This is a genomic window from Prevotella sp. (assembly GCF_036570325.1).
Taxonomy (GTDB): domain Bacteria; phylum Bacteroidota; class Bacteroidia; order Bacteroidales; family Bacteroidaceae; genus Prevotella.
Genome location: NZ_DATCYK010000131.1, coordinates 26620 through 48379, shown reverse-complemented (window position 1 = coordinate 48379; position 21760 = coordinate 26620). Strand labels below are relative to the sequence as shown.

The window sequence follows — 21760 nt, the reverse complement described above, 5'->3', positions numbered from 1 at the left end:
CTTTAAAACGATAAAAACTGTCACGACTATAGCCCATAATCTTGCAAGCACGTGATACGTTTCCTAACTGTTGGGAGAGTTCAAGCAATCCCAGTTTGTTCTTGATGACCTTTTCTGATGTTGTCATAACTCAATCTGTTTTCTGTTACAAAAATATTCTTTTTATGCGTAACTGTCAGATTAAGTCGTGACTAATTCAAAATAATGCGGAGAATCAGATGCTCTTGTTTAAAAAGTCAAGACTTAATTTAAGAATTTACCCGTCTGACAATAGACAAATGCTTAAATTAAGTCTTGACTAAATCTTTAGAATAGGCTCTGGCAATCCTAATGATTATTGTTGAGCTTCTTACCAACAATAGGGGATACTTCGCTTTGTGCACACCTTTCTGAGTGCTGCAAGGAAGTAACTGCGTTGGCTACACCACCCTCGATTGGTACGTTCTCTGTTAATAATGTCAGTTAGTTCGTCATTAGTGAGTTTGCGCAGACGGACATAATACTTAACAGTTTCATACTCTCCCCGGAGGGTTGACTTAGAAAAAATGGTTTTGATCTTCATAAAGATACATTTTTAAGTTAAACTTACACATCTTCTTACCACCGTGGCTATCTTCATGATTTGCTCGGTTGGTGCGTCTAAATGAGACGACTCTTGATGTTATGCTTGCAAAGGTATGAAAAAATATCTATAAAATAACATGCTGCTCCATGACTTATTTTATCTTTATCCTTCAAGAAAAAGGGTCGGGTGTTGGTTAAATGAAAAAGTCTCGGTAAACCTTGTAAAGGCTACCGAGACTTTTTCATTATCAATATTTATTTACTTCACTTCCTCAAAATCTGCGTCCTGAATGGTGTCGTCCTGCTTAGGCTGCTCCTGCTGACCTGCATCTGCGCCCGGCTGAGAACCTGCCTGACCTGCACCCTGATACATCTGCTGCGATGCTGCCTGCATTACGGTGTTGAGGTTGTTGATGGCAGTGTCGATGGCAGCGACGTCGGCAGCCTTGTGGGCGTCCTTGAGCTGCTGGAGGGCACTCTCGATACCGGGCTTTTGGTCAGCCGGAATCTTGTCGCCGTTATCCTTCAGGAAGTTCTCTGTGGTGAAAATCATGGAGTCAGCCTGATTGAGCTTGTCAATCTTTTCACGCTCTGCCTTGTCGGCTGCGGCGTTTTGCTCAGCTTCTGCCTTCATGCGATCGATCTCCTCTTGGCTCAAACCGGATGAGGCTTCTATGCGAATCTTCTGTTCCTTGCCGGTAGCCTTGTCCTTGGCACTTACATTCAGAATACCATTGGCGTCGATGTCGAATGTTACTTCAATCTGTGGTACGCCACGGCGAGCCGGAGCTATGCCTTCCAAATTGAACTGACCGATACTCTTGTTCTGTGCTGCCATGGGGCGTTCGCCTTGGAGTACGTGGATGGTCACGGCCGTCTGATTGTCTACCGCGGTAGAGAAGGTCTCGCTCTTCTTGCAGGGTATCGTGGTGTTGGCTTCGATAAGCTTGGTCATTACGCCACCCATTGTCTCGATACCGAGGGTCAATGGTGTCACGTCGAGCAACACAATGTCACCCACACCGCTTTCCTTGTTGAGGATGGCACCTTGGATAGCAGCACCTACGGCTACCACTTCGTCGGGGTTAACACCCTTTGAAGGCTCTTTGCCGAAGTAATTCTTAACCAATGTCTGAACAGCAGGAATACGGCTGGAACCACCTACGAGGATAACCTCATCAATGTCTGAAGTCGAGAGTTTGGCGTCGCGGATAGCGTTCTGGCAAGGAACCAAGCAAGCCTGAATCAACTCATGGGCCAACTGTTCAAACTGAGCGCGGGTCAAAGTCTTTACAAGGTGCTTGGGCACACCGCCTTCCGCACTGATATAAGGCAGGTTGATTTCGGTAGAAGTAGAGCTTGACAACTCGATCTTAGCTTTCTCGGCAGCCTCTTTCAAGCGCTGCATGGCCATGGGATCCTTGGTCAAATCAATGCCCTCATCGGCCTTGAAACCGTCAGCGAGCCACTTAATGATAACCTGATCGAAGTCGTCACCACCGAGGTGAGTGTCACCATTGGTTGAGAGAACCTCGAATACGCCACCGCCAAACTCGAGGATGGAAATGTCGAATGTACCACCACCAAGGTCGAACACGGCGATTTTCATATCCTTATTTGCTTTATCCACACCATAGGCGAGGGCTGCGGCTGTAGGCTCATTCACGATACGCTGCACGTTAAGTCCGGCGATTTGACCGGCCTCCTTTGTGGCCTGACGCTGTGAGTCAGAGAAGTAAGCGGGAACCGTAATGACGGCGTCGGTCACTTCCTGACCCAAATAATCCTCGGCAGTTTTCTTCATCTTCTGAAGTACCATGGCCGAAATTTCCTGCGGAGTGTACTTGCGTCCTTCTATTTCCACACGAGGATAACCGGCTTCGTTCACAACCGTGTAAGGCATGGTCTCAGCCTCTTTGCGGCTCTGCTCATAGGTCTCACCCATGAAGCGCTTGATAGAATAAACGGTGTTCTGCGGGTTTGTGATAGCCTGACGCTTGGCAGGATCGCCCACTTTACGCTCTCCGTCTTTAACAAAGCCAATCACTGAAGGAGTCGTACGCTTGCCTTCACTGTTTGCTATTACTACAGGCTCGTTGCCTTCAAATACAGATACGCAACTGTTAGTAGTACCTAAGTCGATTCCAATAATCTTTCCCATAATTGTATATATTTTATTTTTTCTTGTTATTCAATATAAAGTGCCGCCTTGGCGGGCGACACTCCAAAAATAACAAACCCCATGCCAAGGAAAAACCATGGGCATAGGGTATGACAAGTTGACATGACTAATCGTCGTATCGTTTCAATATGCTGTCGTATTTGTCAATCCTTCGGTCGCGCAGGAAGGGCCACCAGCGTCTTACTTGCTCACTGTGGTCGAGGTCAATGTTGACGATGATACTCTCTTCCTCATCGTTGCCGGCCCTATAGTGCAGCTCTCCTTGCGGCCCGGCGACGAAGCTGCTGCCCCAAAACTGTATGCCTTCGGTCTGCCCACTGGGGTCGGGTTCAAAGCCTACACGGTTTACCGATATGACGGGAAGCCCATTGGCAACGGCATGCCCACGCTGTACGGTGGTCCAAGCCTCACGCTGTCGCTCCTGCTCTTCTTTCGAGTCGCTCAGTGCATAGCCTATGGCGGTGGGATAGATGAGCATTTCGGCGCCTTGCAGCGCCATGAGGCGGGCTGCTTCGGGATACCATTGGTCCCAGCAAACGAGCACGCCCAACCGGCCCACGCTGGTGTCGATAGGGTGGAATCCCAAGTCGCCGGGCGTGAAATAGAACTTCTCGTAATAGGCCGGATCATCGGGAATGTGCATCTTGCGATACTTTCCGGCAATGCTTCCGTCGGCTTCTATTACCACGGCCGTGTTGTGATAAAGGCCCGGTGCTCGACGTTCAAACAACGAGGTCACGATAACCACATGATAGGTCTTGGCCAGTTCGCCGAAGAATTGGGTGGAAGGCCCCGGTATCGGTTCGGCTAAATCAAAGACATTGACATCCTCTGTTTGGCAGAAATAGAGCGAGTTGTGCAGTTCCTGCAATACGATGAGTTGCGCGCCACGCTGTGCGAGGTCGGCTATACCTTCGGCCAGACGAACCATGTTGTCTTGTTGGTCGGCCACGTTGTGCTGTTGGAGAAATCCAATTTTCAATTCTTTCATACGTTGATGGGTTGATGTGGGGGTGAATGAGTGGGGTGGTGAGTTGATGGGATGATGGCGTGGGAGCTGTCGCAAGGGTAGACCGATAGGTCGGTTACAGCCTTGCGTTGAGGCTACAAGGCCAATGCTCCTTCGGGAAATTGCATCGTCAGGCAGTGGAGCGACCCATGTTGACGGATGACCGTGCGTGAGTCTACGCCAATGATGTCGCGTCCGGGGAAGGCCAATCCTATGGTTCGGAGGGCCTCTTGGTCCTTTTCGGGCTGCTCATAAGTAGGCACCATTACCGCCCCATTCATGATAACGAAGTTGGCATAGGTAGCCGGCAATCGTTCGCCATCGTCGTAGATGGCCGTGGGCATGGGCAATCGAAGCAGCCGATAGGGGCGTCCGTCAGCGGTCTTTAGCTGTTTGAGTTGTTGCTCCAAGGCGTTGAAATCCTCAAACTGCTCATCATTCATGTCGTCGCAGCCTATATATAATAAGGTGTCGTCGGGTGCCAAACGAACGATCGTGTCGATATGGCCATCCGTGTCGTCACCGATGAGGTTTCCATGGTCGAGCCATACAATGCGCTCCGCATGGAGCCTACGGCGCAATTGCTCCTCAATCTGCGCTTGGGAGAGCGGCTGATTGCGATGCGGAGCCAGCAAACATTGCGACGTGGTGAACACGGTTCCCCGTCCATCGCTCTCTATCGATCCGCCCTCCAGCACCAAGTCGTCGTGGCTTTCCACTGTTCCGGCAAATACGCCTTGGGCATTGAGCTGCCCGGTTATGCGATTGTCTTTCTCCCAAGCAAACTTTTCGCCCCATCCATTGAACTTAAAGTCGAGCAGTCGGTGGGCCGGCGCTTCTCTGTCCATTGCCTTCCGAGCCGTCAGGGTGATGGCTCCATGGTCGCGGGCCCACGTGTCGTTGGTTTCCATGGCGTAAAACCTGACATTGCGCAGCGCCGCTTCGTCGATGTGACTGCGCAACGTCTCGGCCACGATGTGGGGCTGCGGCGTTACGATGAGCACGGGTTCATAGCGGGCGATGGTACGGGTCATTTCAATGAAAGTGGCCGTAATGTCGTCCAAATAAGGCTTCCAGTCAGTGTCGGCGTGGGGCCATGTCAGTTGAATACCGCTCTGCGGCTCCCATTCGGCAGGGAGAACGAAATCGCCGGGGGTAAAGTTGGGATGACTCATTGCTTATAAAATAATGTGTAACTTTTTATCGTGCGAATTTACAAAGAATCGCCGTCATATCCGCATTTTTTTAGAAGTTTTACGTCATGGCGGTCCTTTTCAGACGGCTTGAGGAGTATGGCGAAGCGTAGGATGGACGGGGTAGAGGCATGGGAGTCGAAGTGTTAAAAAACTTCCGAATATTTTACACAAGGTAGCCGAATGCTTTTAATTTTGTAAGAAATAAATTTATTGGTTGTGAAAATACGATTCTTATGGTATTTTGTATCTATTTGTAAATCAAAGGGTTGCTTGATTGATGATTTGCAGTGACGCATTTTGAGGCCTGAAAACCTTGTCTTTTCGCGTTTTTTGTAGGCTTTTTCTGCTATGAGAATTGCGTTTTGATGAGGTCATAGCTGCCTTATGGCGTGGCTGAAGCTATCTTATGAAGCAGCAAAAGGTCATGTTCGGTTGTTAAATCATTGCTTTTGAGCCTTTCGAGAAGCTGAGTGTGGTGATATGGGAGTGTTAAAAAACGCTGTGCTTTCTTTACAAAAAAGCGGTCAAAATCTGTTCGGACCATAGGCCGTAATGGGCTGGGCGAGTGGCGGAATATGGACTGTTGCTCATAATTTGTGAGCGAAAGCATTGCCGAAAACTTACTTTTGCCTATCTTTGCATAAGATAGGCTGCATTCAACAATTTAAGAACGAGCTCTTATTGTCTTCGTTTGCACTATCTTTGCATAAGATAGGCGGCGCTCGACAATTTAAGAACGAGCTTTTATTGTCTTCGTTTGCGCTATCGCGGCATTAGAAAAATAGAAACGGAATGCTTGAAATAAAAGATCCCATACTGACTCTGTCGGGCCGACAGATACTCTCCGGCAGTCAATCGTTTGCCGTGGAGGGTGGTGAGGCCGTGTGCCTATCGGGCCACAGCGGGTCGGGAAAAACAATGCTGTTGCGGGTTCTCATGGGACTGCAACCGCTCGATAGCGGCTTCGTAAGCATGGATGGCGACCTGCTGACGCCCCTTTCCGCGCCGTATTTTCGCCGCCACATGGCTTATGTTCCGCAGGAGTTGGAGCCGCTCTATCCCACGGTGGAAGAGTGGCTTGACGAGTTGCTCGATCTGAAAGTGAACCGGCAAAGCGATGTCAGCCTGAAAATGGTGGTGCACGAGTTGAAGCTATTGGGGCTGGAACCGTCGTTATTGGGCGCTTCGATGGGCGAGGTGGCCTATCATGACTTGCAACTGATAATGCTGGTCGTGGCCCTGCTGCTCAAGAAACCTTATGTGCTGGTCGACCATATCGGCTCGGTGGCCACTCCGAAGGTGGCCGAACTGCTGGCGCGAATGAAGCAAAACGGGCAGGCAGTGGTGCTTGTGAGTAATGAGGAAGCCTTGTCCTCGCTTTGTAATTATCTTATTCGGATGGACGCTTCCACCCCTTTACAAACCAATTTATAACACATGGAAATAGCTGTTTTAGGCATATTTTTTGGTATCTTGCTGTTGGCGGTGCCTTTGTTTGTGGTCTATCGCTTCGGCATAACCTTTGAAACCAAACTCTATAAGGCGCTGGGCAAGATGATACTCTTCGTAGGTGGCTTGGGCGGCGTGATGAAGTTACTGCTTCTGTGGAGCAATCCCGTCATCAGCGTGCTGGGCTTTCTGTTGATGGTAGTGCTGGCTTCGGCGTCTACGGTGTACCATGCCCGTATGGGGTCGTGGCGCTTTTACCTGCCCGTCGTGGCGGGAGTGCTGCTTTCGTCCTTATTTTTCGGTCTCTATTTTTTGCTTTTGGTGCTGGGACTGAAGAACCCCTTGGAGGCCCGTTTCTTCCTTCCGGTCATCGGAATGTTGATAGGTGGCATGGTTCCGGCCGGTGCTCAGGCGCTCCACACTTATTATTCGGGGCTTCGTCATCATGGAAAGCTCTACGATTATCTGCGTGCCAATGGCGCCACTCCTGCCGAGTCGGTGGCTTATTTCCTGCGGCGGGCCTTGCAAAGGGTCATGGCGACCTATTTAAAGCAGATGGGTATGGCCGTGGTTTATGTGTCGCCGGTGGCCATGTGGGCGCTGATAGCCGGTGGAGTCGACCCGGTTATGGCGGCCGAGTTCGAGATTCTTTTACTGATTACGTCGTTTGCGGCGGCTTGTTGCTCACTCTTGCTGACGGTATGGGTGGCCCGCAAGTACGCTTTTGACGCTTACGGACAATTAAAATAATGAAATATAACTTTCTTCTTTTGCCGTTGGGATTGCTTTTGAGCTTATCCGCTTGCAATCTGCCTTCGGCTCGCAACCATCGTCCTTTAATGCCGGGCGTCAGCCGCATGCCTGCTGCCGGGGAAAGACCCGCCGTTGAGGAAACGGCGGAAAAGCCCGTGGCGATGGATTCTTTGTGGCCCGTTATCTTGTCGAAAGACGTTCCGTCGCAGTTGTTGCGCCGTGAGGGTTACACCGTTTCCTATAACTCATCGACCCGTATTCCCAATTGGGTGATGTGGCGCCTGACAGCCGAGCACACATCGGGCACTTTCAAGCGGGGCGACATTGCCTTTCAGACCGATCACGAGGCCGAGGGACCGGCCGTGAATACCTTTGATTACGCTCGCTCGGGCTATGATCGGGGCCACATGTGCCCATCGGGTGACAACAAATGGAGCCGCCGTGCGCAAGAGGAATCATTCCTGCTGACCAATATTTGTCCGCAAAACCACCAGCTCAATGCCGGCGATTGGAACGAAATGGAACTGCAATGTCGCAATTGGGCCAAGCAATATGGCGACATTTACATCGTTGCCGGCCCTATCTTGTTCAACAAACGGCACAAGACTATTGGGCGGGCGAAGGTCACGGTGCCCGAGGCTTTCTTCAAAGTGGTGCTCTGTTTGCGTGGCAAAGCTAAGGCGATAGGTTTCGTTTATCGCAATGAGGCCGGCAATAGGCCCAAGGGCGATTATGTCAATTCCGTGGACCAGATAGAGCGTATCACGGGCTTTGACTTCTTCCCCGGCCTGCCCGACGACTTGGAACATCAGGTGGAGTCGCGGCAAGACATGGAAGATTGGTAAAAAAAGTTAAGGGATTTTTCCCTGATTCCATATCTCATTATAAATCATTACCTTTGCACTATATTAGGGAAAAGGCCCGTTTCGTGGTCCGGTATTCCCTTTTAAAATGCTTTTAGCGTGAAAATATTACAAGTGTTATCAGCCCTTGAACGATTCGCGCCTCTGCCCTTACAGGAAGGTTTCGACAATGCCGGCCTGCAAGTTGGATTGACAGAGGCGGAAGTCTCAGGGGCTTTATTGTGTCTTGACGTGACCGAAGCCATCGTCGATGAGGCCATTGACAAGCATTGTAACCTCATTGTGTCCCATCATCCGCTCATCTTCCGTAAGTTGAGCCGAATCAGTAATGATGATGAAGTGCAGCGCACGGTGTGGAAAGCGATAAAGAATGACATCTGCATCGTGTCGATGCACACCAATATGGATAACGCCCCGGGCGGTGTCAACTTCCGTATCGCCGATAAGATGGGGCTTCGTGATGTGGCGTTTTTCGGTGAGAAGCGTTCCTATGATGACACGTTGGAGGGTCAGCCTCGGCATATCGACTATGCGTCGGGCGTCATAGGCCGTTTTGAGGAGCCGTTGGCAGCTGACGATTTCGTGTTGTTGTTGCGTAAACGCTTCGATGTGGAGTGCGTACAGTGCAACCAATTGCTGCGCAGACCTATTAATAAGGTGGCCATTTGTGGCGGTTCGGGCGCTTTCCTCTTGCCCGACGCTGTCAAAGCCGGGGCCGATGCTTTCGTGACGGGTGAGATGCACTACCATGATTTCTTTGGTCACGACCAGCAATTGCAGATATGTGTGATTGGTCATTACCAGAGTGAGCAGTTCACGTCGGAGGTCTTTCGCTCCGTCATAGAGGCAGCCTGCCCGGGTGTGCCTTGTCATCTGACGGAGATAAACACCAATCCTATCATTTATTTATAGCACTTGTTGGCGGACTGAAAGCAATCCAATAGAATTATTAATAACATAAATAGAATCAAAATGGCAAAGAAAGATCCTACAGATTTGTCGGTTGAAGAGAAGTTGAAGACGCTCTATCAACTGCAAACTACCCTTAGTGGCATTGATGAAAAGCGTGCGCTCCGTGGTGAGTTGCCCCTCGAAGTACAAGACTTGGAGGACGAAATAGCCGGTCTTCACACCCGTATGGAGAAGATAGAGAACGAAATCCATGAGTTCCAAAGTGCGATTGTACAGAAGAAAGGTGAGATAGCTGACGCGCAAGCCAGCGTAGAACGCTACAAGAAGCAGCTCAATGACGTTAAGAACAACCGTGAGTATGACACGCTGACCAAGGAAATCGAGTTCCAAGAGCTTGAGATTGAACTCTGCAATAAGAAGATTCGTGAGGCGCAAGTTAAGGTAAGCGAGCGTCAGGAGGACCTTCAGAACGCGCAAGCACAAATCGATGACCGCCAAGGAGACCTCGATCAGAAGAAGAGTGAGCTGGAAGAAATCATGCAGGAAACCCGTGAGGAGGAAGAACGTTTGAAGGAAAAGGCCAAGGAATTGGAGCTAAAGATAGAGCCACGCCTGCTTACCAGCTTCCGTCGTATCCGCAAAAATGCCCGCAACGGCTTGGGTATCGTCTATGTACAGCGTGACGCTTGCGGTGGATGTTTCAACAAAATACCGCCTCAGCGTCAGCTCGACATCAAGATGCACAAGAAGATTATCGTGTGTGAATACTGCGGTCGCATCATGATTGACCCGGAACTGGCCGGCGTTAAGTCAGCTCAGGCTGCGGAAGAAAAGCCAAAGCGCAAGCGTACCATCCGTAAAAAGAAGGATGAGGACGCAGAAGAAGCGTAACAAAAAGTAAAAGCGAGGGGTTCGTGTGCAGCAGCTCCTCGTTTTTGTTTTCTACTTTTCATTTAAATAAATATATCAATCAACATAACGAAAAACGATAATGGAAAAGCTTATCATCAATTCATACGACGAGTTTGCTACTTATTTGGGTAAGGAGTTGGGCGTGTCCGAGTGGCTCGAAGTGTCACAAGAGCGCATCAATCAGTTTGCTGACGCCACCTTGGATCACCAGTGGATTCATGTAGATGTGGAGCGTGCGAAGGTTGAAAGTCCCTATAAGAGCACCATAGCGCACGGTTATCTCACGCTGTCGCTGCTCCCTTACATGTGGGGACAGATTATAGAGGTGAACAACTTGAAGATGATGGTCAACTACGGGATGGATAAAATGCGTTTCGGTAAGCCGGTATTGACGGGTAGCCGTGTGCGTCTTGTCGCGTCGCTTGACGGAATTGAGAACTTGCGGGGTATCTGTAAGACCAGCATTAAGTTTAAAATAGAGATTGAAGGCGACCGTAAGCCGGCCTTGGAAGGCATTGCCACCTTCTTATATTACTTTGAATAACGAATCAGTTTGCTGTCATGAAGAAATTATTTGCATTCCTATTGCTGGTAGCCGGTGCCTTAACGGCAGTGGCGCAGGTCAACCGTCCTAAGCTCGTGGTGGGCCTTGTGGTCGATCAGATGCGCTGGGATTACCTCTACTATTACTATGATCAGTTCGGAGAAGATGGCCTGCGGCGGCTCGTTGACCAAGGATATAGCTTTGAAAACACCATGATCAACTATGTTCCAACGGTTACCGCGATTGGTCATGCAAGTATTTACACGGGTTCAGTGCCCGCTTTGATGGGTATTGCCGGCAATAATTTCTTCGAGAACGATGAGCCTAAATACTGTGTTGGTGACCCTTCCGTGAAGAGCGTGGGCAGCAATACGAGTGCGGGACAGATGTCGCCGCGTAATCTCTTGGCGTCAACAATCGGTGACGAATTGCATATCGCCACTGATTTTAAGTCAAAAGTAGTGGGTGTGGCCTTGAAAGATAGGGCCGCGATTCTGCCTGCCGGCCATAGCGCTGATGGCGCTTATTGGTGGGATACCAAAGCGGGGAGATTCGTAACGAGCACTTTCTACCGCAACGAACTGCCCGAGTGGGTGGCTGCTTTCAACAAGAAATACCAGCAGAAGCCCGGTACCGACGTGAAGATGATGGACTTAGGAATAACCCTAACCTTCAAATTGGCGGAGGAAGCCTTGGAGAATGAGCAGATGGGAAAGGACGATGTGACCGATTTCTTGGCCGTAAGTATATCCTCGACCGACGCTATCGGACATGCGTACAGCACCCGCGGAAAGGAAATCAGTAGCGCTTACATGCAGTTGGATAAGGATTTGGCGGCGTTCTTTAAGGTGCTTGACTCGAAGATAGGTAAGGATAATTACCTTCTTTTCCTCACGGCTGACCACGGAGGAGCCCATAATCCCAATTTCATGAAGCGACATCGTATCCCCGCCGGAGGCTTTGAGGGATGGACGATTGGTGGCAAGGAACTGAACGCTCACCTGCAACAAACCTTTGGAACGCAAGCCAAATTGGTGACGGGTGCCAACTCTTTCCGTGTGTATATCAATCGGAAAGGAGTCGCCGAAGCCGGTCTCGACCTGCAACGTGTGAAAGATGAGGCTGCCGCATGGTTGATGAAACGTCCCGAGGTGATGTATGTGGCCGACCATGCCCGGCTTGCCAATCAGGCCATACCACAGCCCATAAAGGAGCGTATCATCAATGGATGGAACGTGAAGCGTAGCGGTGACCTGACCATCATCACGGCCCCGGGCTGGCTCGAGGCCACTAACAGCCCCGATTATAAGGGTACCGGCCATAGCCAATGGAACCCTTACGACGCTCATATTCCATTCGTTCTCTACGGATGGAACGTAAAGAAGGGCAGCACCGTTGAGCCCACACGTATCGTAGACATTGCGCCCACCATCTGCGCAATGCTGCATATCCAAATGCCCAACGCGTGCGTGGGAGACGCAAAGCAAATAAGATAAAGAACAACATGGAATGTGGACGCGGTAAGAGTGCGTCCACATTTTTTCATTTACTTGATATTATAAAGTAGAACAACCAATGGGAGGTTTTTTTGGAACAATATCCGTTAAGGATTGTGTTAACGATGTGTTTTATGGAACGGACTATAATTCACATTTAGGGACCAAGCGTGCCGGTATGGTAGTTTACGACAAAGAACGTGGTTTCAGCCGTAGCATTCATAGTTTGGAGCGTGATTATTTTCGCAGTAAGTTTGAAGATGAGCTTGATAACTTCTGTGGTAACTCAGGAATGGGCGTCATCAGCGATACCGACCCACAGCCTATCATCATCAATTCGCACTTAGGACGCTACGCGGTAGTGACAGTTGCCAAGATCAACAACATGCGTCAGATCTCCGAAGAGATGATGTCGCAACATATTCACTTCAGTGAAATGTCGGCAAATAACATTAATCAGACGGAGCTTGTGGCCCTGCTGATTAATAAGGGCAACACTTTTATTGAAGGAATCAACCATGTTTACAAGACGATAGAGGGCTCTTGCTCCATGCTTATCCTGACAGAAGACGGCATTATCGCAGCTCGTGACCTGCTGGGGCGTACTCCTATTGTCATAGGAAGGCGAGAAGGAGCGTGGGCCGCTACGAGTGAGTCGGCTGCTTATCCCAATCTTGACTTTGAAATCGTGCGCGACGTGGCGCCGGGAGAAATCGTCCGCCTCCGTGCCGATGGGATGGAAGTGCTGCAAGAGCCCTATTCCCACGAGCAGATATGCTCCTTCCTATGGGTGTATTACGGATTTCCGGCCAGCGATTACGAGGGAATCAACGCTGAAGCCGTGCGTGAACGCAATGGCGCCATGATGGGTCGGGAGGATAAAACCGAAGCCGATCTCGTCTGTGGCATACCCGATTCGGGTGTGGGAATGGCGATTGGTTATGCCGAAGGTCATGGCATACCCTATAAACGGGCAGTGTTGAAATATACACCGACATGGCCTCGCAGTTTCACACCGGGCAACCAAAGTCGCCGTAAGCTCGTGGCCAAGATGAAACTCATACCCAACAAGGCCGTGCTCGATGGCCAGCGGGTGGTGTTTTGTGACGACTCCATCGTGCGGGGAACGCAGTTGCGTGACAACGTGCGCACCTTCTTTGAGTATGGTGCCAAGGAAGTGCATGCCCGCATATCGTGTCCCCCCTTGGTCTATGGCTGTCCGTTCATCGGCTTTACCGCTTCAAAAAGCAATTTGGAGCTTATCACCCGCCGTGTCATCAAGGATTTTGAGGGAAATGAGGATATGAAATTGAAGGAGTACGCTACGACCGACAGCCCCGAATACAAGCGCATGGTGGACGAGATAGCCCGCCGATTGGACCTCACGACATTGAAATTCAACAAGGTTGAAACGCTGATTGAGAGTATCGGACTGCCCAAGTGCAAGGTTTGTACCCACTGCTTCGACGGTAGCAGTTACTATCGTGCGCCGCAGGAAGAACAAGCCGCGGAGTAGCGCTACAAGCCTTTCGCATTGGGCAATGACCTGCCAAGAAACAGCTGATGGGCTGATATGAAGCAGCAATAACACCTTATTATATATGTAAACCACCGGTAACCGTTGCCCATCATGGGTAGGGTTGCCGGTGGTTTTGTGTTTTCAGGAGGGTAAGAGGGATGTTTTAAGAAGAATAAGAGTGCAGTTCAATGAGATTGAAAGGGCTTTAAAGAAGAATAAAAGGGGCGCTCAATGAGAAAGAACAAGCTGTTTCAGAGGCGTCGTTTCTCCGCGTTGCCTGCGCCCTTGCCACGGTATTGACTACGCGAAGCATTGAAATTGTAGGTGAGCGAGAGGCCTATGCTGCGTGTAAACTCGTAACAATCCTTTGTATTTACTACCTGCTGACCATATTGGGTCCATGCGCTGCGCCGTGTTTTGAGCACGTCGTTGGCATAGACATTGAGCAACAGCGCCTTGTGAAAGAAGTAATGGGATAGAGAAAGGTCGAGACCGGCCGACGCACGCACCTTTACGAAGTATGCTTTGTTTGATTTCATATATATCCCTATACCGTTCAGCGATGGAAAAAACTAAGCAAAACAATGAAAAAAATAATATTTCGGATAAAAAATAGCTGTCTCTTATCGGGTGATGGGTCCCTCGAGGGTGGATGGGAGGCAGCAGGGTGGAGTGTGGAAATGGGGTGCTTGAGATGTAAGAAAAGCGTTGTGAATCAGGTGGTTGCGTGCATTTAGGGCATGGCCGTGGCCCGATGTGAATATCATTGTGGTCTTTGCCCTATATGGAAGCAGCCCTTTGAGGGCGTCAAAGGGCTGCTTCGGACTTGTCATCATGGGCTTTTCACACGCTCAAAGGGCTGCTTTGGCCATGGCCTTGCACGACGGTTGGGAAATAAGGGGCGCGCGAGGCTCGTCGGATAGTTGGCCCTTTAATGCTTGATGGCCAGCGTATAGTTGTAGTAATGGGTGTCGCCCGTGATGTCCTTCACCACTTTGAGGAATGGCGGAAACTTGATGTCGTCGTGGCTGGCAATGCCTTTGGTTTCAAGAATCATGAGGTTATCGATGGGCTTCAGGTAGGTGTCGAGCTCAAAGAACTGGCCTTGATAGATGAAACTCTTGCGGTTCTTGTGAATCGTTTGCCGATAAGGGTCGGCTTGTTGCAGGAGCGAGGCGTAAAGGTTGTTGCTCACTTGTCGCTCAACGACAATCTCCTCTGTGGGCGATATGCGCTTTGTGGTGGTGTGAACGTTGACTCTGTTGCCCTTCCATTCACGTTTTCGGAGCCTCACTTCGCTGCCCGGCTCGGTCGCCAGATAGGTTTGTGTGATGTCGGTCTCGGTGAAGTCGGTCATCACTCCCGTCACCTCAACGATGTACTTGCGCTCATCCTCGATGGGCTGGGGCAGTCCTAAGACGTTGCTAATCTCCTTTACCACTCTGTTTATCTTGCGATCGAAGTCCTCATCGTTGTTGATGACCCGCAGATGGGGGTGCCCCGTCCATGCGTTGATAATCTTCTTGTCGATGAGGCGGGCCAGTTCGAGGCCCTCGGTGCGCTCGCTGTTGTTGGCCGTGGTGTAGAATCGTTCGGCTCCATCGGCCGCCGACACCAAGTGGAGCACGGCGTCGTAGCGCTCATCACGCAACTTTGGCGTGCTGGTTCCTACGGCTTGGGTGATGTCCGTCCACATTTCGGGCTTCATGTAGGCCGAAATATCCATGGCACCGCGGTCACATACGATGATGGCAGGTTGTCCGCAGGCCTCCGCCATGCGCATAAACTTGTCTTCAAGGGCCAATTGCACCTCGAGAGTTGCCTTCTCTCCTTCGTAAAAAAGTGCGGAGTTCTTAGTCAGATAGTTCATTCCGGCTTGCGAGAACATGGTGGGTACTTCCGGAATTGTGAACACTTGATACCCTAAACTGCTGAAATGTTCTATCACTTTGATAAGGGCTGTCGTCTTGCCGGCACAAGGACCGCCGGTCAATACAATTCGCTTGATACTGTGCATTGCTATATAAATAATGTGATAAGCATAAGGGCAAAGTTACGGGAATTCGTAAATAAATCAAAATAAATGTATCTTTAATTTATGTTTACGCCATTTGTCGCATTGTTAATAATTGTTTTTATAAGGGCTATCCTCTTGAAAAAAGCTTGTAATGAGACTGAAAATTGCTTAAATTTGCGATATATCGACCATTGAATAATACGTATAACAATTTCCTTTTAATCTATCTTTGTGGCTTATGAAACGAACGACTTATACCTGATATAAAGGCATATTATTATCAAAAAGATGTAGTTTGTCGCATTTCCTTGATGATAGCCGCTGACCTGAAGTGAGGAGAATGGAAGGAAGTAAAGACATTTGTTAACACTTTGAAAGACGCTCTTTGCCTTTGCTTTTCGGGCCATGGGAACTTGTCCTCACTCAAAATCCGTTGTAACTAAGAATGGAAACACAAATAAAAAGAATCTATGGAAAAGAAACTATTAATGCTTTTAGTCGGACTGTTCTGCTGTATTGGAGCGGCGATGGCCCAAACGAGAGTAACGGGTACCGTGGTCTCGCAGGACGATGGTGAGCCGGTGATAGGTGCTTCTGTCACTATTCAGGGTACAAAAACCGGTGCGGTTACTGACATTGATGGCCGTTTCACGCTCACGGTGCCCGCCGGTGCCAAACTCGTGTTTAGCTATATCGGCATGAAAAGCCAGACGCTTGCGGCCCGCAACGGCATGAAGGTGAGCTTGGTGCCTGATAACGAGACGCTGGACGAGGTGGTCGTAACGGGTATGATGAAAGTAGATAAGCGACTCTTTACCGGTGCTACGACCAAACTTGACGCCAATAAGGCCAAGCTCGATGGTGTTGCTGACATCAGCCGGTCGCTCGAAGGCCGTGCCGCAGGTGTGTCGGTACAGAACGTGAGCGGCACTTTCGGTACGGCACCAAAGATTCGTGTGCGTGGCGCAACGTCCATTTATGGTAGCTCAAAGCCCTTGTGGGTGGTCGATGGAGTCATTCAGGAGGATGTGGTTAACGTAAGTGCGGACGAGCTTTCTTCAGGAGATGCCTCTACTTTAATATCTTCGGCCATCGCGGGACTTAACTCTGACGACATCGAGAGCTTTCAGATATTGAAAGATGGTTCGGCAACTTCCATCTATGGTGCACGTGCCATGGCGGGAGTTATTGTCATTACCACCAAGAAAGGTAAGGCCGGACAGGCGCATATCAACTATACGGGTGAGTTTACGCTGCGTCTCATCCCCAGCTATTCTACCTTTAACATCATGAACTCGCAAGATCAGATGTCTGTTTATCAGGAGTTGGAGCAGAAAGGATTCCTTAGTTACTCTACCACATCCAATCGTTCTGAATATGGTATTTACGGTAAGATGTATGATTTGTTGACGCTATACGACGTTACTTCGGGTCAGTTCGGGCTGGCCAATACGCAGAAAGCCCGTAATGCTTACCTTCGATCGGCCGAATATAGGAATACTGACTGGTTTGGAGAGCTTTTCAACACCAATGTTATGAGCAATCACTCGGTCAGTATCTCAGGAGGTACGGAGCGGGCACAGTTCTATGGTTCGGTGAGTGCGATGATTGACCCGGGCTGGACCCTGCAAAGCAAGGTGCAACGCTATACGGCCAACTTCAATTCTACCTATCGTATATCGAACAAACTGACTACCAATATAGCTGGAAATGCCTCGTTCCGTAAGCAGAGGGCGCCGGGTACATTGGCTTCAGTGGTAGATGATGTAAATGGAACAGTCAACCGTGACTTCGATATTAACCCCTACTCATACGCCTTGAACACGTCACGTTGTCTTGATCCCGATGAGTATTACACCCGCAATTACGCTCCCTTTAACATTAAGCATGAGCTGGCCAATAACTACATGGACTTAGGTGTGCAGGATTTCCGTGGTCAAATAAAGCTCGACTACAAGCCGGTGAAGAAGTTGGAGCTGTCATTGCTGGCCGCCGTTAAGTATTCCGGCACCTCACAAGAGCACTTCATACACGATCATTCCAATCAGTCTGAGGCCTATCGGGCAGGTTATACTACGGTAATTCGTGACAATAATCCCTTCTTTTATAAGGATCCGCTCAATGCTTACGACGTAAAACACACCGTACTTAACTATGGTGGTATCTTTGAACGTACCGATCGGAGTATCTTTGGTTGGGATATGCGTGCCAGCTTGCAGTATAACGATGTGTTCAATAATGACCATATCGTAAATTTCTACGGTGGTTTGGAAACGAATTCCAACGACCGTCACAACACGTGGTTCCGTGGTTGGGGTATGCAATACGACGCCGGTGAGATAGCTAACTATAACTATGAGATATTCAAGAAGGGCGCCGAGGAGAATACCGAGTACTATACGTTGAGGAATTATCATACCCGCAGTGCTGCGTTTTTCGCTAATGCGACCTACTCATGGAAAGGTCGTTATACGATTAACGGTACCTATCGTTATGAAGGAACCAACGGATTAGGAAAGAATCGTAGCAGTCGTTGGTTGCCGACATGGAACATTGCCGGTACGTGGAATGCACATGAAGAACCTTGGTTCAGAAATGTGTTTAAGGGAAAGTTGAGCCATCTGACGCTCAAGGCTTCGTATTCGCTGACCGCCGACCGACCGGCTGTGACCAATGCGGCAGTGATCATTCGCAGCAATAACCCTTGGCGCCCTTCGGCAGGCATAAAGGAGACTTCTCTTTACCAAAGTTCGCCCGCTAACCAAGACCTTACTTATGAGAAAAAGCATGAGCTTAATTTAGGTTTAGAGGCCGGTTTCCTCAATAACCGTATCAATTTCGCGCTTGATTGGTACAAGCGTAACAACTATGATTTGATTGGTCCGACCGTTACTCAGGGCACTTCGGGCTCCATGATGAGCTATGGTAACATTGCTTCCATGAAGTCTGACGGTGTTGAGGTTAGCCTTTCGACCACCAATATCAAGACAAAGAACTTTAGTTGGACTACCAGTTTCATCTATTCGCACACGCATAATGAGGTGACAAAGCTCGAGACTTCAACCACAATGATGACACTTATATCGGGCAACGGCTTCACGAAGGAAGGCTATCCCGTGCGTTGTCTGTTCTCTGTTCCGTTCCGTGGATTGAACCATGAAGGTATTCCTACCTTCCTCGATCAGGACGGTAATGTGTCTACTACGGGTATTTATTTCCAAACAAGTGACCCTGATAAGTTGGGTTTCCTGAAGTATGAAGGCTCCACAGAGCCGACCGAAACGGGTTCACTCGGCAATATCTTCAAGTACAAAGGCTTTATGCTCAACGTGTTTGTTACTTATTCATTCGGTAACGTGGTACGTCTCGACCCCGTGTTCCGCAGTTATTACAGCGATTTAACGTCTACTCCGAAGGAATTTAAGAACCGTTGGACGGTTCCCGGTGATGAAAATACGACGTCAATTCCTGTTATTGCCAATCAGCGGCAGCGCAATTTGGATTCTCATTTGGGTTATGCGTACAGTGCTTACAACTATTCGACGGAGCGAATTGCCAAGGGTGACTTTATCAGAATGAAGGAAATATCCTTGGGTTATGACTTCCCGAAACCCTTCTGCGGCCGCTTGGGGCTGAATACATTGGGCCTTAAACTGCAAGCAACCAACCTTTTCTTGATCTACGCGGACAAGAAATTGAATGGCCAAGACCCCGAGTTTTTTAATACCGGTGGTGTTGCGGCGCCCATGCCAAAGCAATTTACCCTTACATTACGACTTGGAATCTAAAAGGAAAAAGCTATGAAAAAGAAGATATATTTATATAGTATCGCGGTCTTGAGCCTGCTATCGTTAGCCTCTTGCGATAGTTTTCTTGATAAGATGCCTGACAATCGTGCCGAAATCGATACGGAAGATGAGGTGCAGAAGATATTAGTGGAGGCTTATACCGACCACGATTACATTGTTGTTAATGAGCTTATGTCGGATAATACCGATCGTTATTTGGAGGATAACCCCAATACCGGGCGCTATGTAGAAAGCGTTTACAATTGGAGTGACGTGACAGAATCGGATAATGAAAGCTCTGCCAGATTCTGGACATCGTGCTATGGCTGCATTGCCAATGCCAACTTAGCGTTGGAAGGCATAGAAAGGATGGGGGGACCGACTACCTTGGTTCTTCGTGAAGCTAAGGCCGAGGCGTTGTTGTGTCGTGCTTTTCATCATTTCTTGTTGGTGAATGAGTTTTGCATGGCTTACAACAGCAAGACAAGCGGTGAGGATTTGGGCATTCCGTATTTGGAAGTTCCGGAAACAGAACTCAATCCGAAGCATGACCGAAGCACCGTGGCGGAGGTCTACAAGAAGATTGACCGTGACATACAAGAAGCTCTGCCTATCATGGGTGAGAGCTATTTTGCGGTGCCCAAATACCACTTCAACAAAAGGGCGGCCTATGCTTTCGCGTGTCGTTTCTACCTTTATTATGAACGATGGGCCGACGCTGAGAAATATGCCGACTTGTGTTTGGGTGCCGATCCTTCGATACTCTTGCGTGATTATCAGAAGATGGGTGAGCTTCCCAATGACTATGCGGCCCGTGTGAATCACTATACGGGCGTGGATATAGCCGCCAATCTGCTGCTCACGACTACCTATGGTTATCCTGCCCGCTTCTTAGCGAATAACTCATCGTACAAGAAGTTTGCCCATGTTCCTTACATTGCGGAGCATGAAGACATCCTTGCCAATAATATATGGGGGGCAACCAGTACCTCTTCTTTCTATGATAAAGGACATTCTTATAACAGTTCCAATGCCACATACGTGATTTTCTGGCGTCTGCCCCGTGACTTTGAATACACCAATCCCGTAGCGGGAACGGGGTATCATCGCAGTGTCTATCCGCTGCTTACCACGGATGAATGTCTCCTCAACCGTGCGGAGGCACGCATCATGCAGGGCAAGTATGACGCAGCAGCCACTGACTTGACCCTTTGGATGACCAATTGTGTGAAGCCGGCAGCCGGTCTTACGTTGACGCCCTCTTCTATTCAGCAGTTCTATTCGACCGTTGCTTACAGTTATGATGACGATCCTTTGGTGTCGACCATCAAGAAACACTTGCATCCCCAGTTTGAGATTGGCGAGGAAGGAGGCATAAAGGAAAGCATGCTACAGTGCTTATTGAGCTTCCGTCGCATAGAAACAATGCACATGGGATTGCGCTGGTTTGACATTAAGCGCTACCGTATCGTCATACCACGGCGTACCATTGACATCACGGGTAACCCTGCCAGCATAGAAGACCAACTGACCGTAGATGATCCGCGGCGGGCCATTCAGATACCACTTCGTGTGCGTGACGCAGGCATGAAGCCTAATCCTCGTAAATGATAACTTAACTTGAAGAACTATGAAAAGATACTTTTTATATACATTATTATATATAGTGGCCCTGAGTTTTGTATCCTGTTCCGAGGATAAGCTCAGCGACAAGAGCGTGATAGTTGACAGTAAGGTTGAGGAAAACGCATTCGATAAATGGTTGACAGCCAATTTCATCAATACGTATAACATCAACTTTGAGTATCGTTTCGCCGATAACGAGGCCGATATGGCCTATTACACCGTTCCCGCAAAGCTGGACGCAGCCATCAAGATGGCCCATCTGTTGAAGCATGTATGCTTGGAAACCTACGATGAAGTGGCCGGAATCAACTTTACCCGGGCCAATTTCCCGAAGCACATCTTCCTGATAGGCGAGTGGGAATACAAGAATAACGGCACCTATATCCTTGGTACGGCCGAGGGAGGAAAGAAAGTTTACCTCGCAGGCGTCAACGATTTAGACAAGCATCTCAAGTCGGCTTCTGAGTTGAACCATTATTACTTGAAGACCATTCACCATGAGTTTACCCACATCCTGAATCAAAACAAACCCTATTTGGCCGACTTTCGTAAGGTTTCCGACGCCGGATATGTGAATGATGAGTGGAACGTCGCGCCCAATGATACGGGCTATCTGCATCGTGGATTCGTATCGGCCTACTCGCAGGATGACGACCGTGAGGATTTCGCGGAGCTACTTTCTATCTATGTTACCACCGCTCCGGACCAGTGGGAGGAGTGGATGCAGGATGCGGCCACGGGAAAAGTAGGCTCCATGACGGGCCGTCAGATCATCGAACAGAAGCTCGACATGGTCCGAACCTACATGAAAGACTCGTGGAACGTAAGCTTGGAAGATTTAAGAACAGCCATCCTTCGTCGTCAACAAGATGTGATGACAGGCAAGGTTGACCTGACTGATGTCAAAGTGGAATAACATTAAAACAGCAG

The 21760-nt window shown here is 49.2% G+C and carries 18 protein-coding genes and 1 riboswitch; of the genes, 11 read left to right on the top strand and 7 right to left on the bottom strand.

Annotated features, from left to right (window positions below):
- The 4 genes from VIR50_RS11950 to VIR50_RS11935 form a co-directional block, all read right to left on the bottom strand.
- Positions 1-127 (bottom strand): helix-turn-helix domain-containing protein (locus VIR50_RS11950; protein WP_300949045.1); only part of this gene is annotated, 127 nt, incomplete at its 3' end.
- A gap of 432 nt (positions 128-559) precedes the next feature.
- Positions 560-667, bottom strand: a riboswitch (SAM-I-IV-variant riboswitch).
- Between the two features lie 156 nt (positions 668-823).
- Positions 824-2725 carry a molecular chaperone DnaK gene (dnaK, locus tag VIR50_RS11945; RefSeq protein ID WP_331935338.1) on the bottom strand — a complete coding sequence of 634 codons (1902 nt, stop codon included), beginning with the start codon at positions 2723-2725 and terminating at the stop codon, positions 824-826.
- A gap of 127 nt (positions 2726-2852) precedes the next feature.
- Positions 2853-3737 (bottom strand): carbon-nitrogen hydrolase, encoded by an 885-nt coding sequence (locus VIR50_RS11940; protein WP_331935337.1) that lies wholly within the window; start codon positions 3735-3737, stop codon positions 2853-2855.
- 113 nt (positions 3738-3850) lie between these two features.
- Positions 3851-4930, bottom strand: coding sequence for an agmatine deiminase family protein (locus VIR50_RS11935; protein ID WP_331935336.1), 1080 nt, complete (start codon positions 4928-4930; stop codon positions 3851-3853).
- 813 nt (positions 4931-5743) lie between these two features.
- Between VIR50_RS11935 and VIR50_RS11930 the strand changes: the two genes are divergently transcribed.
- The 8 genes from VIR50_RS11930 (at position 5744) to VIR50_RS11895 (ending at position 13396) form a co-directional block, all read left to right on the top strand.
- Positions 5744-6385 (top strand): ABC transporter ATP-binding protein, encoded by a 642-nt coding sequence (locus VIR50_RS11930; protein WP_331935335.1) that lies wholly within the window; start codon positions 5744-5746, stop codon positions 6383-6385.
- A gap of 3 nt (positions 6386-6388) precedes the next feature.
- Positions 6389-7150: an ABC transporter permease gene (locus VIR50_RS11925; RefSeq protein ID WP_331935334.1), complete on the top strand. Its 762-nt coding sequence runs from the start codon at positions 6389-6391 to the stop codon at positions 7148-7150.
- Positions 7150-7998, top strand: a complete 849-nt coding sequence (locus VIR50_RS11920) for a DNA/RNA non-specific endonuclease (protein ID WP_331935333.1) — start codon at positions 7150-7152, stop codon at positions 7996-7998. The genes VIR50_RS11925 and VIR50_RS11920 overlap by 1 nt, the downstream gene beginning before the upstream one ends.
- 117 nt (positions 7999-8115) lie before the next feature.
- Positions 8116-8928, top strand: a complete 813-nt coding sequence (locus tag VIR50_RS11915; protein WP_331935332.1) for a Nif3-like dinuclear metal center hexameric protein — start codon at positions 8116-8118, stop codon at positions 8926-8928.
- A gap of 60 nt (positions 8929-8988) precedes the next feature.
- The gene (locus tag VIR50_RS11910) at positions 8989-9819 is read left to right on the top strand and encodes a zinc ribbon domain-containing protein (RefSeq protein WP_331935331.1); all 831 of its coding nucleotides are present in this window, start codon (positions 8989-8991) and stop codon (positions 9817-9819) included.
- A gap of 100 nt (positions 9820-9919) precedes the next feature.
- Entirely contained in the window at positions 9920-10384 is a 465-nt protein-coding gene (locus VIR50_RS11905; RefSeq protein ID WP_331935330.1) for a MaoC family dehydratase, read from the top strand.
- A gap of 17 nt (positions 10385-10401) precedes the next feature.
- Positions 10402-11880 (top strand): alkaline phosphatase family protein, encoded by a 1479-nt coding sequence (locus VIR50_RS11900; protein WP_331935329.1) that lies wholly within the window; start codon positions 10402-10404, stop codon positions 11878-11880.
- 79 nt (positions 11881-11959) lie between these two features.
- Positions 11960-13396 carry an amidophosphoribosyltransferase gene (locus VIR50_RS11895; protein WP_331935328.1) on the top strand — a complete coding sequence of 479 codons (1437 nt, stop codon included), beginning with the start codon at positions 11960-11962 and terminating at the stop codon, positions 13394-13396.
- Positions 13397-13650: 254 nt separating this feature from the next.
- Here VIR50_RS11895 and VIR50_RS11890 read toward each other — a convergent pair whose 3' ends face one another.
- From VIR50_RS11890 to VIR50_RS11880, 3 genes are all read right to left on the bottom strand, one after another.
- On the bottom strand, positions 13651-13938 hold the full coding sequence (locus VIR50_RS11890) for an outer membrane beta-barrel protein (protein WP_331935327.1): 288 nt from the start codon (positions 13936-13938) through the stop codon (positions 13651-13653).
- Positions 13939-14022: 84 nt separating this feature from the next.
- Complete coding sequence (locus VIR50_RS11885; protein ID WP_331935326.1) at positions 14023-14235, bottom strand: hypothetical protein; 213 nt, start codon at positions 14233-14235, stop codon at positions 14023-14025.
- A 95-nt stretch (positions 14236-14330) separates the two neighbouring features.
- The gene (locus VIR50_RS11880) at positions 14331-15416 is read right to left on the bottom strand and encodes an AAA family ATPase (RefSeq protein ID WP_331935325.1); all 1086 of its coding nucleotides are present in this window, start codon (positions 15414-15416) and stop codon (positions 14331-14333) included.
- A 470-nt stretch (positions 15417-15886) separates the two neighbouring features.
- Between VIR50_RS11880 and VIR50_RS11875 the strand changes: the two genes are divergently transcribed.
- From VIR50_RS11875 to VIR50_RS11865, 3 genes are read left to right on the top strand one after another with little or no spacing between them, the layout of a single operon-like run.
- Entirely contained in the window at positions 15887-19204 is a 3318-nt protein-coding gene (locus tag VIR50_RS11875; RefSeq protein WP_331935324.1) for a SusC/RagA family TonB-linked outer membrane protein, read from the top strand.
- Between the two features lie 12 nt (positions 19205-19216).
- A complete protein-coding gene (locus tag VIR50_RS11870; protein ID WP_331935323.1) occupies positions 19217-20815 on the top strand; it encodes a RagB/SusD family nutrient uptake outer membrane protein in 1599 nt (532 codons plus the stop codon).
- 19 nt (positions 20816-20834) lie between these two features.
- Positions 20835-21746: a zinc-binding metallopeptidase gene (locus VIR50_RS11865; protein WP_331935322.1), complete on the top strand. Its 912-nt coding sequence runs from the start codon at positions 20835-20837 to the stop codon at positions 21744-21746.
- The last annotated feature ends 14 nt before the right edge of the window (positions 21747-21760 follow it).

Bases quoted from the DNA above. Each gene is read 5' to 3' on its own strand.
- VIR50_RS11930 (WP_331935335.1), top strand. From the start codon at position 5,744: ATGCTTGAAATAAAAGATCCCATACTGACTCTGTCGGGCCGACAGATA.
- VIR50_RS11935 (WP_331935336.1), bottom strand. From the start codon at position 4,930: ATGAGTCATCCCAACTTTACCCCCGGCGATTTCGTTCTCCCTGCCGAA.
- VIR50_RS11910 (WP_331935331.1), top strand. From the start codon at position 8,989: ATGGCAAAGAAAGATCCTACAGATTTGTCGGTTGAAGAGAAGTTGAAG.
- VIR50_RS11940 (WP_331935337.1), bottom strand. From the start codon at position 3,737: ATGAAAGAATTGAAAATTGGATTTCTCCAACAGCACAACGTGGCCGAC.
- dnaK (WP_331935338.1), bottom strand. From the start codon at position 2,725: ATGGGAAAGATTATTGGAATCGACTTAGGTACTACTAACAGTTGCGTA.
- VIR50_RS11920 (WP_331935333.1), top strand. From the start codon at position 7,150: ATGAAATATAACTTTCTTCTTTTGCCGTTGGGATTGCTTTTGAGCTTA.
- VIR50_RS11900 (WP_331935329.1), top strand. From the start codon at position 10,402: ATGAAGAAATTATTTGCATTCCTATTGCTGGTAGCCGGTGCCTTAACG.
- VIR50_RS11870 (WP_331935323.1), top strand. From the start codon at position 19,217: ATGAAAAAGAAGATATATTTATATAGTATCGCGGTCTTGAGCCTGCTA.
- VIR50_RS11875 (WP_331935324.1), top strand. From the start codon at position 15,887: ATGGAAAAGAAACTATTAATGCTTTTAGTCGGACTGTTCTGCTGTATT.
- VIR50_RS11895 (WP_331935328.1), top strand. From the start codon at position 11,960: ATGGGAGGTTTTTTTGGAACAATATCCGTTAAGGATTGTGTTAACGAT.
- VIR50_RS11880 (WP_331935325.1), bottom strand. From the start codon at position 15,416: ATGCACAGTATCAAGCGAATTGTATTGACCGGCGGTCCTTGTGCCGGC.
- VIR50_RS11885 (WP_331935326.1), bottom strand. From the start codon at position 14,235: ATGATGACAAGTCCGAAGCAGCCCTTTGACGCCCTCAAAGGGCTGCTT.
- VIR50_RS11905 (WP_331935330.1), top strand. From the start codon at position 9,920: ATGGAAAAGCTTATCATCAATTCATACGACGAGTTTGCTACTTATTTG.
- VIR50_RS11865 (WP_331935322.1), top strand. From the start codon at position 20,835: ATGAAAAGATACTTTTTATATACATTATTATATATAGTGGCCCTGAGT.
- VIR50_RS11925 (WP_331935334.1), top strand. From the start codon at position 6,389: ATGGAAATAGCTGTTTTAGGCATATTTTTTGGTATCTTGCTGTTGGCG.
- VIR50_RS11890 (WP_331935327.1), bottom strand. From the start codon at position 13,938: ATGAAATCAAACAAAGCATACTTCGTAAAGGTGCGTGCGTCGGCCGGT.